This window comes from Alicyclobacillus acidoterrestris (assembly GCF_022674245.1).
Classification (GTDB): Bacteria; Bacillota; Bacilli; order Alicyclobacillales; family Alicyclobacillaceae; genus Alicyclobacillus; species Alicyclobacillus acidoterrestris.
In genome coordinates this window covers 4,102,501-4,118,648 of the sequence record NZ_CP080467.1, presented here as the reverse complement: position 1 = coordinate 4,118,648, position 16,148 = coordinate 4,102,501, and the positions used below count along the sequence as shown (strand labels likewise).

Sequence of the window (16,148 nt, the reverse complement as noted above, 5' to 3'; positions counted from 1 at the left end):
ACGATGTTCACTGGGCGCGACAAATTCCTTTGAGATTTGGTTACAATACGGGTGCGTGATTTGCAATTGTACCACCTTGTATTGACTGGGGAAGTTGCAGAGGGGCGACATGCCTCGTGTGTCGCGAACAATTACCGGTGAACGGGTTGCGTGGGAGTAATCAGAACAGGAGGGACAAAGATGTTGAAGCTCGATTTAAGCTATACAAACGGCTTCTTGAACGATGGCGAAATCGCGAATGCGCAGTCCATCGTCAACACCCTGCATGAGGACTTGTTACATAAACGCGTACCAGGGGCAGACTACCTGGGGTGGCTGGACTTGGCATCGCGTACGCTGAGTGAGGGTGTTACCGACATCCTGCAAACAGCGAAAGAGATTCGTGAGAAGGCTGATGCACTTGTTGTCGTCGGTATCGGCGGATCTTATTTGGGGGCCCGTGCAGCTTTTGAATGGGCAAAACCGGAGTACTACAATCAATTGCCAAAGGACGTGCGCAAGGGTCCGGAACTGTACTTTCTGGGGAATCACATCTCTTCAGACGCGGTTGCGGACTTGTTGACCATTCTGAGTGGCAAGCAGGTATATGTGAACGTGATTTCGAAGTCCGGAACCACGACGGAACCGGCTATTGGCTTCCGCTTGATTCGCGAGTGGATGATTCAGCAGTATGGTGAGCAAGAGACCAAGAACCGGATTGTGGCAACAACTGATGCTGCGAAGGGCGCACTGCGCAAGTTGTCGACGGATGAAGGCTACAAAACGTATGTCATTCCTGACGACGTCGGCGGACGCTACTCTGTGCTCACACCTGTTGGGTTGCTGCCGCTAGCTGTCGCCGGTGTCGACATTGTGAAATTGCTCGAAGGTGCTGCTGAAGGCGAAAAACTGTTTGGTGTGCCTTCACTGTCGGAAAACTTGGCGTACCAATACGCGGTCGCACGCAATGCACTGTATCGTAAGGGGTATGTCACCGAAATCTTTGCGCACTTTGAGCCAGGTCTGCACTATTTTGCAGAATGGTGGAAGCAATTGTTCGGCGAGAGTGAAGGGAAGGATCAGAAAGGCGTATTCCCAGCATCCGTTGGATATACGACAGACCTGCACTCGATGGGACAATTCGTTCAAGAAGGGTATCGCAACCTGTTTGAGACGTTTGTGCACATTGAATCGGTGAACCACAGTGTCTCCGTACCATCTGCAAAGAACGTCGAAGATGGTTTGGAATACCTCGCGGGTAAAGAACTTTCGTGGGTGAATGACAAGGCTCGACTTGCAACGCAGAGTGCACATGCTGAAGGCGGCGTTCCGAACTTGCTGGTACATGTACCGGATAGGTCAGAGCATTCGCTTGGCATGCTTTTCTATTTCTTCGAACGCGCGTGCGCGATGAGTGGCCTGTTGATGGGTGTTAACCCATTTAACCAACCCGGCGTGGAAAATTACAAAACCAAGATGTTTAAGTTGCTTGGCAAGCCTGGGTATCAAGACTAATTTTAGGAGGTATGTTTCCATGAGAATTTTTGTGGATACCGCGAACTTTGATGATATTAAAAAGGCCTATGATATGGGCGTGCTCTCTGGTGTAACGACCAACCCATCCCTCATCGCGAAGGAAGCAGGGGTCCGTTATGAAGACCGTCTGCGCGAAATCGCGGATTACTGCAAAGGCATTGAGTCCATTAGCGCCGAAGTATTCGGTGAAACAGCAGAAGAGATGGTTAAAGAGGGCCTCGCATTCAGCGAAATCGCTCCAAATATTACGGTGAAACTCCCGCTCACGCCAGATGGCCTGCGTGCGTGTCGCCAATTGACGGACAAGGGTATCACGACGAACGTCACATTGGTATTCTCTGCAACGCAAGCTTTGTTGGCTGGCCGCGCGGGCGCTACCTACGTATCCCCATTCATCGGTCGTTTGGAAGATGTTTCAAAGGGCAGCGGCATTGAGCTCATCAGCCAGATCGCAAGTATCTTTGAACAACACGACATCAAGACCAACATTTTGGCCGCTTCGATTCGCACGGTCGATCATGCACTGGAAGCAGCACTTGCTGGTGCAAATGTTGGAACGATGCCATACAAGGTTATCGAGGATATGACCAAGCATCCGAAAACAGCAGAAGGCTTGGCAACATTCGCAGCCGACGCTGAGAAATACAAGAAGAACCTGAAGTAATTGCACGTTCTTCTCGGGGCGCCCTTCGAGGGTGCCCTTTTTCTATGAGGTTCTTTGGCGATGGGACAGCGTTTTGTTCATTTCGGTGAGTAAACTATCTGATATGCAAATTAAATTTACTTTATGTTCATTACTTGTAATATGTAACTTGTGACTATATAATGAACCTTGTAGCGCTGGTCTTGCGTATTTACCATCTCCATACGCGTGATTCTTATCATTTGAAAGAAGGCATTATGGATGGCTACTGAACCGATTGTTGTCAATGCAATTATTAACGGGGAAGCAGTTGCTGCGGAAAAACAATATCCTCGTGAAAACCCTACCAAGCCTAGTGAAATCGTTGGCTACGGACCAGTCAATACCAAGGAGGATGCGATTCGCGCGATTGATGCAGCGGCGGCAGCATTCCCCGCATGGGCGGCGACGCCATTGGAAGAACGAATTGCGCGTATGCGTAGTGCGATTGCAAAGGTGAAAGAGGCCACACCGGAATTTGTCACATTGCTTTCACGCGAACATGGTAAGGCCAAGTACGACGCTGAAGGAGAAATGTTCGTCAGTCTTGCATGGATGGAATATGCCTGCGATGTGGCGGCAGATGTCCTGAAAGATAAAGTAGAAGAGCGCGAAGATGGAAGAACGATTATCACGCGGGATCCGATGGGTGTCGTTTCTGCCATCACGCCTTGGAACTACCCGATTTCTTTGTCGAGTATTAAGATTGCGCCAGCGCTCGTGGCCGGCAATACCATGGTCCTTAAGCCGAGTCCATTTGCACCGCTGACGGTGACCAAAATGGTCGAACTGATGGCGAAGGAGTTTCCTGCAGGTGTCCTGAACATTGTGCATGGTGATGCGGATGTCGGCGTGGAGCTAACCAGCAACCCGAAGGTCGCGAAGATTGCCTTCACGGGTGGCACGCGGACGGCTACACACATTATGAAGGCTGCTGCAGACACCATTAAGAACATGACACTCGAACTCGGCGGCAACGACGCTGCAGTGCTTCTTGAGGATTTTGACGTGAATGATGAGCGGGCCATGCGCCGCTTGGTCATCTCCAATTTCTTGACCGGTGGTCAAATTTGCATGATTGCAAAGCGTGTCTACGTTCACCGTTCGATTTACGACAAGTTCGTCGAGAAGTACATTGAAGCAGCTAACAAGTGGATCCGCCTTGGCGACCCATTCAATCCTCAGGTGACCGTTGGCCCTGTAAATAACCAACCGCAGGTCAAGCACGTGCAGCGCTTGGTCGACGACGCGAAGAGTCGGGGTGCACAGGTGATTCCGCTCGGTCAAATCCTGGACCCGGAAGTATTCGAAGAAGGATATTTCCTGCAACCGACGTTGGTTCTGGGTGCCGGATACAATGACCCGATTGTGGTGGAAGAACAGTTCGGACCGACGGTTCCGGTGCTTCCGTTTGACGATGACGATCACGCCGTGGCCCTCGTCAACGACAGCATCTACGGACTGACAAGCTCTGTCTGGGGTGAGACGGAGCACGCGATTCGCGTGGCTCGTCGCATTGAGGCCGGAACTACGATGATTAATACCGCGGCGGTTCAGGGGCTCGATGTTCGCTTCCCATTTGGGGGCGTGAAGCAATCTGGTATCGGTCGCGAATACGGTGCAGAGGGCGTTACCTCTTATACCGAGACGCATGTCATCAACATTCCGAAGGTCGGCGAACTGCCAAACATTCCGGAATAAAGAAGAGCACTAGAAAAAACTCGTGTCGCCCGGTTCTGCAACCGGGCGACTTTTATGTGCAGATGTGTATGTGAGAACGCACTCAGCTGTGTGTTAGCGCGAACCTCGATGTCCCTAGAGAAATGAACATGCCCCCGTCACTTCCACTAGGAAGCGCGGGGGCATGTTTATTATGATGCACCTGATCTATTCAAATGATCTATTCAAGATTGGCGTGTCGTGCAAACATTTCAGCTGCCGCGATGTGCTGTTGATCCATTAGCCGCAACACCACTGCATCGCCGAATAGCAGGAGGCTTTGCTCAAACAGTGATCCCATTGGTTGCATGGTCATGGCAGCTCCGCCGCTTGGCCCTTGCTTCGGCTGGGCGTGAATTTGGACTACCGCTTTGGCGAGACGGCCAATCGTCGAGTCGGGGGTCGTCGTGATCAGGGCGACAGAACCTCCAAGTTTGGTTGCCTTTTCGGCCATTGCGACCAGGCTGCGCGTTTCGCCGGATCCAGAGCCGATAATGAGCAAGTCACCGGACGTAAACGGCGGCGTGACGGACTCGCCGACGACGTGGGCGTCGATGTTCAGATGCATGAGACGCATCGCGAATCCCTTCATCATGAAGCCGGAGCGCCCGGCGCCAGCGACAAAAACGCGGCCTGCGCCGATGATGGCCTGGATAAAATCAGCGACCTCGGATTCCGACAACGTATCCAATGTCCGCGACAGCTCAGCTAAAATCTCGGCTGTATAGGTTCGTACGGTCTGCATGGCGACTCAACCTTGTTGAATCAATTGTTTCATCTCTTGTGCGACAGCACGCTTGTTGGATTCGCCGGTAATACCGCCTCCGACAATCACAATATCCGGCTGTGCTTTGACAACCTCTGGAAGCGTCTTGAGCTTGATACCGCCGGCTACGGCAGTTTTGGCGCTTTTGACCACGCGTTTGATGGTGCGCAGGTCGTCAAATGGGTTCTGACCAGCCGCTTGGAGGTCGTAACCCGTGTGCACGCAGATGTAATCTACGCCTAATGCGTCCACTTCGCGAGCGCGGGTTTCGAGATCTTTTACACCAATCATATCGACCAGGATTTTGCGGTTTCGCTTGCGTGCTTCTTCGACGGCACCTGTGATGGTTGCATCTTCAGACACGCCGAGAATCGTAATGTAATCGGCCCCAGCTTCGGATGCGCGCATGACTTCATAGCCGCCTGCGTCCATCACTTTGAGATCGGCCAGGACTTCAAGATTCGGGAATGCCTCTTTCATTGCCTTTACAGCGTGAAGCCCTTCGTCGATGATAATTGGCGTACCAATTTCGACGATGTCAATGTATTCTTGAACTTCTTTAACCAGTTCAATCCCTTCCGGGATATTTACCAAATCGAGAGCCAACTGCAATTTCATGAATTCCACTCCCTTGTCTTTAAATGGTCGAGACGCCCTGAACAACAGAATCGTTGCCAATCAGGAACAATGTGCTCGACAAGAAGAGATGTTATACTCAACATGTTATTTTCGGAAGTACACACTTTTTTGTGATATAGTACCCCGTTTGTGATATAGTACCTTAAAAGAAGCTATGAAAAAGGGGAGATGGACGTGAAGACATACGAGTTTAACTGTGAGAAGGAATTGACGCTGTCGGTCATCGGCGGGAAGTGGAAGATGATTATTCTTTGGCATATTGGTCTCGACAGTCCGCAGCGGTTTAGTAAGTTGCGCAGACTCCTTCCGAATGTGACGCCGAAGATGTTGACGTCACAATTGAGGGAGTTGGAGAACGACGGCATCATTCACCGCAAAGTGTATCAACAAGTGCCGCCAAAGGTAGAGTACACGTTGACAGAACACGGGAAGAACCTGATGCCGATACTAGAACTGATGTACGACTGGGGGAAGTCGTACGCACGGGACATGAATATCGACATATCCGGATGGACTGCGAAGAGCGACGTGTGAGTGCTGTTAGGACGTCTTCTTGCGCAGTAGCCGGAAGGAGAATATCAACCGCATAATGATATCGGAGGCGGCTAGGCCGCAAGCGATGCCGACTGCACAGAAAAAGACGTTGACAAAACCGTATAGCGCGGCCGGATAGTCGTGGGTGATGAGCGCGCGGAACGCTTCAAATGAAGTGATGCCCGGTACGACCGGAACGAGTCCGGGGATGTAAAAGACAATCAACGGCATTTTATGAACGCGCGCAGCAACTTGTCCGGCCAGTGCGAGCAGCAGTGAACACGCGAAGCTGGATACGAAAATTCCGTAGTGGTGGATGCTGAGCTCCCAGAAACCGAGCCAGCCAATCGTGCCAACGATACCGCCTGTGATGATAGATTTGCGGGGGACGTTGGAGATGATTGCGAATGTGATGGATGATAAGAATCCCAGTGCGATATTGAGTAGGATCTGCCCCATATTCCCTGCTCCTAGATGATAAAAAGATAATATACGGTGGCGATGCCGGTTCCCAGGGCTCCTGCAATCAGGGTGGCCTCTAACCCGCGCATGACTCCGGATAAGTAATGTTTTGCGATAAGGTCGCGGATTGCCGTCGTGATGGCGATTCCTGGAACAAGTGAAGCGACCGTCCCAATCATCACGGACCCGATGTTTCCGTCGGAAAAGGCGGTCAAGAAATAGGCCAGTGTTCCCCCGACGAATGCCGCGATGTATTCAGTGAAAAAGTTAGCCCGGATGAAGCGACAGGCGCACAGGTGGATCAAATAACTGACAAGGCCAGCAGCCATGGCCGCCGGAAGTTCGGCGAAGCGTCCGCCGAACATCAGCACGACAGCACCGCTGAGAACCGTGGTGCAGACCATGCGCAACCAGAGTGGATACGATGTTTGTCGCGATGAAATGTCACAAAGAGCCTGGTATACCTCGTGGATACTGATTTCGCCACCGGTAAACGAGCGGGAAAGTTGATTCACGGCCGTGATTTTCTCCAAGTTCTGGCCGCGTGAATCCACTCTGACGAAGTTCGTGCCTACACTGTGATCGAGCTGTACAAAAATCCCATTCACGGTGGCGTACGTGTATGTGTGAGAACTGTTCTCAGTGCCGAGGGCGTGGCGAATCATCCGCTCCATGGTATCTTCTACCCGGCTCGTCTCCGCACCGCTTTCTAACATGATCTTTCCGGCGAGCAAACTCGCCTCAAGGATGATTTCTCTTTCTGTCACTGTGCATAGCCCACTCCTGTGCCGTATTCGGCATATCTCTCGATAGCGTTCAACAAATCGCGATCATCAAACGGATACCCTCATTGTACCAGAGCGCGATGAGGCTGGAGAATGGTACGTTTTTCGTGCTGACAAGCCCGCGGTCACGATAGGTGGCTGTCGATGAGCAAACATACGGTCCCCAGGGTCATTAAAGTGGCTGAGGCCAGTTTTCGCAGGCCGTGTGTTTCGCGCAAGAATACCACGCCCACGATGGTCGCAGTCACACTCGACATGGTGGATAGCGCTTCGATGACCGCCGGGTTCACCCATCGAAGCATCGCGAACAGGGTGATATAGGCAATGGCGTTGGTGCTGGCAGCGACGATGCTGAGTCCAGGTTTGAGGAAGAACAATTTAGCTAGATTCTGCGTCTTTCCGAGGAATACAGAAGGGACAATCATCCACAGGCCAATGGCGGTAAACAGGCTTGCGGCGTAGGCGATGGGCGGTTGGGATCGATTCGCGACGTCAATGAGTCTGGCGATGGCTAATAGGGCGTCGCTTAGAATCATGAGCAGGACAGCTCGATTCCACTGGCGCACGGTGAGCAGCCAGGCGCCAATCGCGAATAATGCGAGGCCAAGCAGTGACCAGGCGGATCCAAACGGATGCAGGAGCCAAAGCATAACGACAATGGCATTTGTCCACGGGCTGACGACGCCGACGGGTCCGTCACTCAATGAGATGGTATACAGTCCAAATGCCACCGCGTAGAGGATGCCTGTCCAGATGGTGCTGCCAATCCAGATGAGTTGCCCTTGCGACGCCGCAAAGATCCATAAGACGATAGCGGCTCCACCAAACCCAACGCCCATTGTCGCGAGCGCGCCCTGCCGCACTCGGCCCAACCCGTGCAATGAGACGCGTTCTGCTGTCAATGAGGCAATACGGATGAGCCCTAGTAAACCTATAATAACCGTGGTCCCCATTTCTCCACCTCCGGCTGTAGGAGTTTATGAGACAAGTTCTTAAAAAAGACGAGGGATATCCCGTATGGCGCTAAGTCGTCTCAGATTGCTCGGTATAGAAAACAACAGGTTCGGAAACATATGGATATTCACATATGTAAAGGAGATAACGCGTTGTTGGGCTTGCTCACCATTACGGGATTCTTAGGTGTCAACACGGTGCTTTGTAGCGTGGATAACAAACAGGTGCATGCCACACCACCGCAGGCGCCCTTTGTTGTTTCTGAGACGAGTTCAGCGTGGACGCCTGCGGCGAAGTCCTCGGCTCAACCGTATATGCCCCCTGACCCCAGTGAACCCCCGGGGCGACAAACGGCGATTGCACTAGGACTTCCATACGTGCTTTCGGAGCGGACGACGAATTACTTTCACGCGAGTCCGACACAGGCGAAGAACATTGAGTTGGTGGCCCGGCGCTTGAACGGTACGGTCGTCGCACCTGGTGAGACGTTTTCTTACAATAAGCACCTTGGCCCGTACACGGCGGCCAATGGGTACGGGTGGGGCCGGGCATTTTTGGAGGATAGAATTGTGCCGTCGATGGGCGGAGGCGTTTGTCAGGGGGCAAGCACCTTGTATTCCGCCTTACTACGCACAGATTTGCCGATTGTCGAGCGTCATCAACACGGATTGACTGTTCCTTATTTGCCGCCGGGAGAAGACGCGACGGTGTCGGAACCCACCTTGGATTTTCAGTTTCGAAACGATACTGCGCGGCCCATTGTCATTGGCGCGGCGACCGATCAGGAGGAGCGATTTTTTACCGTTGCGCTCTGGGGGGCAGCGCCAGGCAAACCGCGGATGGTGCACCATAAGGTGCTTCGCACCACCAATTTTCCCACGATACATAAGCCATCTGACAAGTTGCCGGTTGGGCAGCAGCGGATCGTGTTTCCAGGTCAACCTGGCGTTGAGGTTGAAACGTGGGTAGATAATCCGAATGAGGGAGGTCATGTGGAGCGTCGATGTGGGGTGGATCACTATTCGGCGAGTCCACGCGTCATCGAGGATGGGAATGCCTCACGCTGACGCGCGATTCCACGATGCATTTGCGATGTGTTCAACGTCTCGTAGTGCTTCCCTTTGTCGCTTGACTGATACATTTTGGATGGCGCATTGTAAGACAGGCAGGCAGTGCACCTTGGTCAAGTTACCTGGGAGGTCTACAAATGTACAGAATTGTCTTTTTTGATATCGACGGAACGCTACTGAACTCCAAGCGGCAGTTGCCGGAGACTGTAATACGGGCGGTCAAAGAACTGCAGAACAACGGGATTATCACCGCCATCGCAACTGGACGCACGCCCTATAACATCGAGGACGTCATCACTGCTTTAGGGATAGACACCTATGTCGTCTATAATGGCGGTTTGTTGATATACCAAGGTGAAGTGCTCGAGCAGACGGAAATTGAGCCATCGACCCTCAAGTCGCTGATGGAGCGTGTGCAAGCGCATAAGCATTCGTTGATTGTGAATGAACAGCACGGGTACAGTGTGCTCAGCGATAACCCTGAGCACGTGCTGGGGCTGCTCGGAAAGCACTGGAACCGCAAACGGATGCGTTTGTTTGATGGGCTGCACGGCCCAGTCTCGCAACTTGAACTGTTTTGTTCGTTTGATGAGATTCACGAGTACATAGAGACCTACCCGAATCTGACTTTCCATCCATGGTCAACTGGGGATAGTATGTTTAATGTGATTCCGCGAGGGGTGTCAAAAGCCAAGGGAATTGCGTCCATCATTGAGCGGCTGGGCATCGACCGCGAGGAGGTGGTCGCGTTTGGTGACGGGCCCAACGACATGGAGATGATTTCGTATGTGGGCATGGGCGTTGCCATGGGTAATGGCGTGGACGAGCTCAAGCAGGTCGCCAGGATGACGACGAAGGCGGCTGATGACGATGGGATTGTTTATGCACTTCGCGAACTCGGACTCTTGAGTAAATCTTGATGGACGGACAGTGCTTTCGAGTGGCTGAAATCGTGGACGTCTGGTATCGTGGAAACGATGACATTTCCATCACGATGGGACGTCTCGAAAGTCTATTGGGCACATTAGCGTAAAAGGGGATTATGTCATGCAAAAGGAAGTTACATTGAAAAATGCTTCCGGGCTTCACGCTCGGCCGGCTTCATTATTTGTCGCAGAAGCATCGAAGTTTTCTTCGGATGTCTTTGTTGAGGTAGATGGGAAGCGGGTGAATGCCAAGAGCATTCTCGGCCTGTTGACGCTGGGTATCCCACAAGGTAAAACGATCACGATTATCACCGAGGGATCAGACGAAGAGGCCGCGCTGAATACGTTGACGAAAATGATTGAAGACGGCTTCGGCGAATAAGTATTGACAGTCCAGGAAAACGGTGATACGTTTCCCTGTATCACAACTAGGAGAGGGGTTAGCATTCCCATGAAATTCATTATCAGAATGAATCTCAGACAGCAGAATAATTGCATGAATGGGAATGTGGCCGTCAGGTTGTGACGCGAAGCACTTCGCGGATACAAATAACATTGTACGCAGGTCGCATTCGAATGTGATCTGCGTTTTATTTATCCAGACATTTGTGGATAAAGGCATATCGCAGAGTGCGATATGCCTTTTCGTCGTTAGGGGTTGGCAGAGCTTGTTTACCGTATTGCGAAAATTGGGATGGTTCTTCTGGGCGCATCGTTGGCGTTATGGTGTGGCGTTAGGACTCCTGTTGTTGCTCAACTTTGTGGAAATCGTACCGCCGGATCTCGTCGGCAACGCCATTGACCATATGAACCAGGGGACGATGACGACGCATTATTTAGTACAACTTGTCGCCGTGCTCATCGGTATCACGGTCATTAGTTACGTATTTGGCTTCACGTGGATGTATCAGTTGTTTGGCGGTGCCAACATGTTACAGCGCACCTTGCGTGCGCGGCTAATGCGACATTTTTTACGGATGACCCCGACGTTCTTCGAGCGGAATCGGACGGGCGACTTGATGGCGCGGGCAACCAATGATTTGAATGCCGTTTCGCAGACGGCTGGATTTGGGATTCTGACGCTGATTGACTCGACGACGTTCTCAGCCACGATTTTAGTGACAATGGGGATGCTGATCAGTTGGAAACTGACGTTGTTATCGCTCATTCCGTTGCCGGTTATGGCGTACGCGATGACGAAATACGGGCGGATTTTGCACGACCGCTTCACCTTGGCGCAGGATGCGTTTGGAGATATGAACGATGGTGTACTGGAGACGATTTCCGGTATCCGCGTCGTGCGCGCTTATGCGCAGGAACGCCGTCAAGAAGCAAAATTCGAGCAGACTATTGAGGATGTATATCAGAAGAACATCGCTGTCGCGCGCATTGATGCCTTGTTTGATCCGACTATCAACATCCTGATAGGCATCACTTATCTCATTGGTCTTGGCTATGGGACGTACCTGGTGTTTCAGAGCCAATTGACCATTGGTCAATTGACGTCGTTTAACGTCTACCTTGGGATGCTGATTTGGCCCATGTTGGCATTTGGACAATTGATTAACATCATGCAGCGCGGTAACGCGTCGCTCGACAGAGTCAATGAAACGCTTCGCTATCAGCCGGACGTGCACGATGTTGGTGAGGATGGTGTGGAGGTAGCAATTCCTGACGTGATTGTGTTTGACGACTTGTCGTTTCGCTATCCCAGTTCCGACACCGACATTTTACGCCACATTGACCTTACGATTCGACGTGGGCAAACCATTGGGATCGTTGGCCGCACAGGGAGTGGCAAGTCGACACTCATCCGACAGTTGCTGCGCGAGTACCCGCCTGCCTATGCCGGATCGTTAAAGATAGCGGGCGTACCTATTGAACAGCTGCGCTTGTCTCATTTGCACAGTTGGCTTGGTTACGTGCCTCAGGAGTCGATGCTGTTCTCGCGGACTGTGGCAGAAAACGTCCGCTTCGCAGCGCCGGATGCGACCGACGAGGAGGTGCGACGGGCGCTTGAAATGGCCGACTTCTGGAAGGATGTCGCCGCGTTGCCCAGTGGGCTCGACACGTTGGTTGGCGAGAAAGGGGTGTCGCTGTCTGGTGGACAGAAGCAGCGGATAGCTTTGGCCCGAGCTTTGATCACGAAGCCAGAGATTTTGCTGTTAGATGACGCGATGTCTGCGGTTGACGCGCGAACTGAGGCACATATTCTGGCCGCTATTCGCAGGGAGCGCAAAGGGCACACGACGCTGATTGCCACGCATCGTATGTCAGCCGTGGCGCACGCGGATTGGATTGTCGTCCTCGACGACGGCGAGATTGTCGAAGCTGGCACGCATCGCGATTTGATGCGGCGCGGTGGCTGGTACTGCGAACAGTACCGCCGTCAACAGGCGGAAACGGGTTTGGATACGGCGGCAGAGGTCACTGAGGAAAACTGGGCGAACGACGGTGAACGACACGCGCCAGCAGTATCTGTAGCCGTAGAGAGGAGCGGGGTAGAATGAGTGTGAATCGCCGACTATTGGCGTACGCTGCGCAGTACAAACGGACGATTTGGGTAGCTATCGCAATGCTTGCCTTGTCCGTAGCCGCGCAGCTTGGCGGCCCGTTTGTCGCCAAGATGATGATTGATCGGCATATTCTTGGCATTGAGCGCACGTGGTACGAGGTGCCAGCGAATGCCCCGAAGGCGGTCGCTTTCCGAGGGCACTGGTACGAGCGTGGCGATTACTTGGCGGCGGGGGAACCCCACACCCACCCGGTTACATTGCTTGAGGTTGGGCGAAGCTTTTATTTTGTTCAATCGTCCCTTCCTTTTACAGATAATCCGACGGTACATGGTCATCAAGTGACTGTGCGCTCGGGTGACAGGACGGTGACGGAACCGGCCATTCGATTGACGGCACGGGAGTTATTCGCCTTCTATCAACCGGAAGTCCCTGGACTTTGGCGGTTGGCGATATTGTACTTTCTGCTTTTGCTTGGTGGTGCGGGGTTCGCTTATGGACAGCAGTATTTGCTGCAGATTTCCGCGAACAAAATTCTGCAGCGGATGCGACGTGAGGTATTTGCGCAGATTCAGCGTCTGCCTATTCGCTACTTTGACACGTTACCTGCTGGTAAGGTTGTCTCACGCATTACGAATGATACGGAAGCCATTCGCGATTTTTACGTAACGGTCGCGGCGAATATGCTTTCCAGCATTATCACGATGGCAGGCATTTATATCGCCATGTTTATCCTGAGTGTCCAACTTGGTTTGATTTGTCTGACCCTGTTGCCGATACTGGCGGCATGGATCATCTTTTATCGCAAGTACGCAGTGGGCATCAATCATCGCATCCGCGCACTGCTCAGCGACATCAATGCCATGATTAACGAGACGATTCAGGGCGTGCCCGTGATTCGTGCGTTCAATCGCGCAAATCGGACACAACAAGAGTTTGATGAGCTCAACGCAACGTATTACGACAGCCAAATCAAATTGTTGCGAATCAATTCGGCCACCAGTCACAACCTGGCCGGTGTACTGCGCAACGCCTTTCTGGCGTTGGTTATCGCACTGTTTGGGTGGCGCGCCGTTCATGGGGCTGTGGCGGCGATTTCATTCGGCATGCTGTACGCGTTTGTCGATTACCTAAGCCGTTTGTTTCAACCGGTCGTCCAGCTGGTCAATCAACTGTCGAACCTCGAACAGGCGCGGGTGTCGGCTGAGCGTGTCTTTGAACTGCTCGACGAGCCCGGTAGGGATGTTGTCGACGGGGAGATGGCACGCTATCGTGGTCGGGTTGAGTTTGAACATGTGACATTTTCGTACGATGGCGAGCACGATGTGCTCAAGGATCTCTCGTTCGTGGCCGAACCAGGTCAGACCGTGGCGCTGGTGGGCCACACCGGATCGGGAAAGAGTTCGATTATCAACTTACTCTTCCGGTTTTACGATGCCACGCGGGGGCGCATTCTCGTGGATGGGATGGACATTACAGAAATTCCACCGCAACATCTGCGCAAGCACATGGGGATTGTCCTGCAGGATCCGTTCCTGTTCACGGGCACCATCGCCTCCAACGTGAGTTTGGGGGATGAGTCGATTTCACGCGCGCGTGTCGAGCAAGCGTTGCGCGACGTCGGTGCCGACAGACTGCTCGCTCATTTGCCAAACGGTTTTGACGAACCCGTGCTTGAACACGGCAGCACGTTGTCGGCTGGGCAGCGCCAATTGATTTCGTTTGCTCGTGCACTCGCGTTCGATCCGGCCATCCTCGTCCTCGACGAAGCCACATCGAGTATCGATACGGAGACGGAGGCTATCATCCAGGACGCCTTGGACGTGCTCAAACGCGGACGGACGACGTTTATCATCGCGCATCGCCTCTCGACGATCCGCACGGCCGACCAAATCCTCGTGTTGGATGGTGGGGTCGTGGTGGAACGCGGCACACATGATGAACTCATGCGGCTGCGCGGCCGTTATTATCAAATGTATCAACTCCAACAGGGCAGTGTGTCGGCATAATCGGCACCTACCCTCTTTATAGATTGCACAGATGCCCGATTGCGGAGCATGAAGGCCTGGCGTGCTGGGCGGGCTTGGCGTGCCTGGCGGACTATATTGGTTTGGACGTATTCATTGGGGCATCATTGGTCGGATTGCTGGTCGGATTGCTGGTCGGATTGCTGGTCGCATTGTGGAAACGACAGGCGGAAGGAGATTCGCGGATAGTGGTGAATGCATGTTTTTTCGATGAAAGTCGAAAATACATGGTTGACGCTAGGTTAATGTTCATGTTATATTATCTCTCGCCGCTTCAAGCGGTGCTGCCCTCAAAGCGCAGCTGTCTCGGTGGTTTTCATCGGCCAATTGGTGTCGGTTTTTGCCGAATATCGATGGTATCTCGGAGTCATCTCCGGCGATGACCGGCGATGAAAAACTTACCAGTGACAACGAACGTCAGTTCGTGATATAGTACTTAGGCTGCTTCGACAGAAGCGGCACTTGCTTGAAAGAATCACTTCATCTGGTTCCTCGTTGAATCAGTCTTCGTGGGGCTTTCACAGCAGGTTTGGTTCCTTGAAAACTGAACACACACGCCTAAAAGTTTCGGTCAACGTGACCTTTGGTCACAGCGACGATTGAAACATATGTAACAACGCCATTTTTGAGAGTTTGATCCTGGCTCAGGACGAACGCTGGCGGCGTGCCTAATACATGCAAGTCGAGCGAGCCCTTCGGGGCTAGCGGCGGACGGGTGAGTAACACGTGGGCAATCTGCCTTTCAGACTGGAATAACACTCGGAAACGGGTGCTAATGCCGGATAATACACGGGTAGGCATCTACTTGTGTTGAAAGATGCAACTGCATCGCTGAGAGAGGAGCCCGCGGCGCATTAGCTAGTTGGTGAGGTAACGGCTCACCAAGGCGACGATGCGTAGCCGACCTGAGAGGGTGACCGGCCACACTGGGACTGAGACACGGCCCAGACTCCTACGGGAGGCAGCAGTAGGGAATCTTCCGCAATGGGCGCAAGCCTGACGGAGCAACGCCGCGTGAGCGAAGAAGGCCTTCGGGTTGTAAAGCTCTGTTGCTCGGGGAGAGCGACAAGGAGAGTGGAAAGCTCCTTGTGAGACGGTACCGAGTGAGGAAGCCCCGGCTAACTACGTGCCAGCAGCCGCGGTAATACGTAGGGGGCAAGCGTTGTCCGGAATCACTGGGCGTAAAGCGTGCGTAGGCGGTTGTGTAAGTCTGAAGTGAAAGTCCAAGGCTCAACCTTGGGATTGCTTTGGAAACTGCATGACTTGAGTGCTGGAGAGGCAAGGGGAATTCCACGTGTAGCGGTGAAATGCGTAGATATGTGGAGGAATACCAGTGGCGAAGGCGCCTTGCTGGACAGTGACTGACGCTGAGGCACGAAAGCGTGGGGAGCAAACAGGATTAGATACCCTGGTAGTCCACGCCGTAAACGATGAGTGCTAGGTGTTGGGGGGACACACCCCAGTGCCGAAGGAAACCCAATAAGCACTCCGCCTGGGGAGTACGGTCGCAAGACTGAAACTCAAAGGAATTGACGGGGGCCCGCACAAGCAGTGGA

The 16,148-nt window shown here is 52.8% G+C and carries 14 protein-coding genes and 1 rRNA gene (1 of these 15 running past the window's edge); 10 read left to right on the top strand and 5 right to left on the bottom strand.

Features of this window, described 5'->3' with window-relative positions; genetic code table 11:
- Positions 1-180: 180 nt before the first annotated feature.
- The 3 genes from K1I37_RS20315 to K1I37_RS20305 all read left to right on the top strand — a co-directional run bounded on the left by K1I37_RS20315 (position 181) and on the right by K1I37_RS20305 (position 3,898).
- Positions 181-1,494, top strand: coding sequence for a glucose-6-phosphate isomerase (locus tag K1I37_RS20315; RefSeq protein WP_021295168.1), 1,314 nt, complete (start codon positions 181-183; stop codon positions 1,492-1,494).
- A 19-nt stretch (positions 1,495-1,513) separates the two neighbouring features.
- Positions 1,514-2,179, top strand: coding sequence for a fructose-6-phosphate aldolase (gene fsa / locus K1I37_RS20310; protein WP_021295169.1), 666 nt, complete (start codon positions 1,514-1,516; stop codon positions 2,177-2,179).
- Between the two features lie 240 nt (positions 2,180-2,419).
- The gene (locus K1I37_RS20305; protein ID WP_021295170.1) at positions 2,420-3,898 is read left to right on the top strand and encodes an aldehyde dehydrogenase family protein; all 1,479 of its coding nucleotides are present in this window, start codon (positions 2,420-2,422) and stop codon (positions 3,896-3,898) included.
- A 199-nt stretch (positions 3,899-4,097) separates the two neighbouring features.
- On the opposite strand, the gene hxlB is transcribed toward K1I37_RS20305, so the two are convergent.
- The gene (gene hxlB / locus K1I37_RS20300; RefSeq protein ID WP_021295171.1) at positions 4,098-4,661 is read right to left on the bottom strand and encodes a 6-phospho-3-hexuloisomerase; all 564 of its coding nucleotides are present in this window, start codon (positions 4,659-4,661) and stop codon (positions 4,098-4,100) included.
- A 6-nt stretch (positions 4,662-4,667) separates the two neighbouring features.
- A complete protein-coding gene (gene hxlA, locus K1I37_RS20295; protein WP_021295172.1) occupies positions 4,668-5,300 on the bottom strand; it encodes a 3-hexulose-6-phosphate synthase in 633 nt (210 codons plus the stop codon).
- A gap of 189 nt (positions 5,301-5,489) precedes the next feature.
- Here hxlA and K1I37_RS20290 point away from each other — a divergent pair, with 189 nt between their 5' ends.
- A complete protein-coding gene (locus tag K1I37_RS20290) occupies positions 5,490-5,855 on the top strand; it encodes a winged helix-turn-helix transcriptional regulator (RefSeq protein WP_031217875.1) in 366 nt (121 codons plus the stop codon).
- A 6-nt stretch (positions 5,856-5,861) separates the two neighbouring features.
- Here K1I37_RS20290 and K1I37_RS20285 read toward each other — a convergent pair whose 3' ends face one another.
- From K1I37_RS20285 to K1I37_RS20275, 3 genes are all read right to left on the bottom strand, one after another.
- Positions 5,862-6,314: a threonine/serine exporter family protein gene (locus K1I37_RS20285; RefSeq protein WP_021295174.1), complete on the bottom strand. Its 453-nt coding sequence runs from the start codon at positions 6,312-6,314 to the stop codon at positions 5,862-5,864.
- 11 nt (positions 6,315-6,325) lie between these two features.
- On the bottom strand, positions 6,326-7,084 hold the full coding sequence (locus tag K1I37_RS20280) for a threonine/serine exporter family protein (RefSeq protein WP_021295175.1): 759 nt from the start codon (positions 7,082-7,084) through the stop codon (positions 6,326-6,328).
- A 143-nt stretch (positions 7,085-7,227) separates the two neighbouring features.
- Positions 7,228-8,055 carry a hypothetical protein gene (locus K1I37_RS20275; protein ID WP_021295176.1) on the bottom strand — a complete coding sequence of 276 codons (828 nt, stop codon included), beginning with the start codon at positions 8,053-8,055 and terminating at the stop codon, positions 7,228-7,230.
- Between the two features lie 153 nt (positions 8,056-8,208).
- Here K1I37_RS20275 and K1I37_RS20270 point away from each other — a divergent pair, with 153 nt between their 5' ends.
- From K1I37_RS20270 to K1I37_RS20245, 6 genes are all read left to right on the top strand, one after another.
- Positions 8,209-9,123, top strand: a complete 915-nt coding sequence (locus K1I37_RS20270; RefSeq protein ID WP_021295177.1) for a VanW family protein — start codon at positions 8,209-8,211, stop codon at positions 9,121-9,123.
- Between the two features lie 140 nt (positions 9,124-9,263).
- Positions 9,264-10,046 carry a Cof-type HAD-IIB family hydrolase gene (locus K1I37_RS20265; protein WP_021295178.1) on the top strand — a complete coding sequence of 261 codons (783 nt, stop codon included), beginning with the start codon at positions 9,264-9,266 and terminating at the stop codon, positions 10,044-10,046.
- Positions 10,047-10,173: 127 nt separating this feature from the next.
- Positions 10,174-10,434, top strand: a complete 261-nt coding sequence (locus tag K1I37_RS20260) for an HPr family phosphocarrier protein (protein WP_021295180.1) — start codon at positions 10,174-10,176, stop codon at positions 10,432-10,434.
- A gap of 286 nt (positions 10,435-10,720) precedes the next feature.
- On the top strand, positions 10,721-12,562 hold the full coding sequence (locus K1I37_RS20255) for an ABC transporter ATP-binding protein (RefSeq protein ID WP_021295181.1): 1,842 nt from the start codon (positions 10,721-10,723) through the stop codon (positions 12,560-12,562).
- Complete coding sequence (locus tag K1I37_RS20250; protein ID WP_021295182.1) at positions 12,559-14,574, top strand: ABC transporter ATP-binding protein; 2,016 nt, start codon at positions 12,559-12,561, stop codon at positions 14,572-14,574. Before K1I37_RS20255 ends, K1I37_RS20250 begins: the two co-directional genes overlap by 4 nt.
- Positions 14,575-15,213: 639 nt before the next feature.
- Positions 15,214-16,148, top strand: a 16S ribosomal RNA gene (locus tag K1I37_RS20245) (it continues 597 nt past the right edge of the window).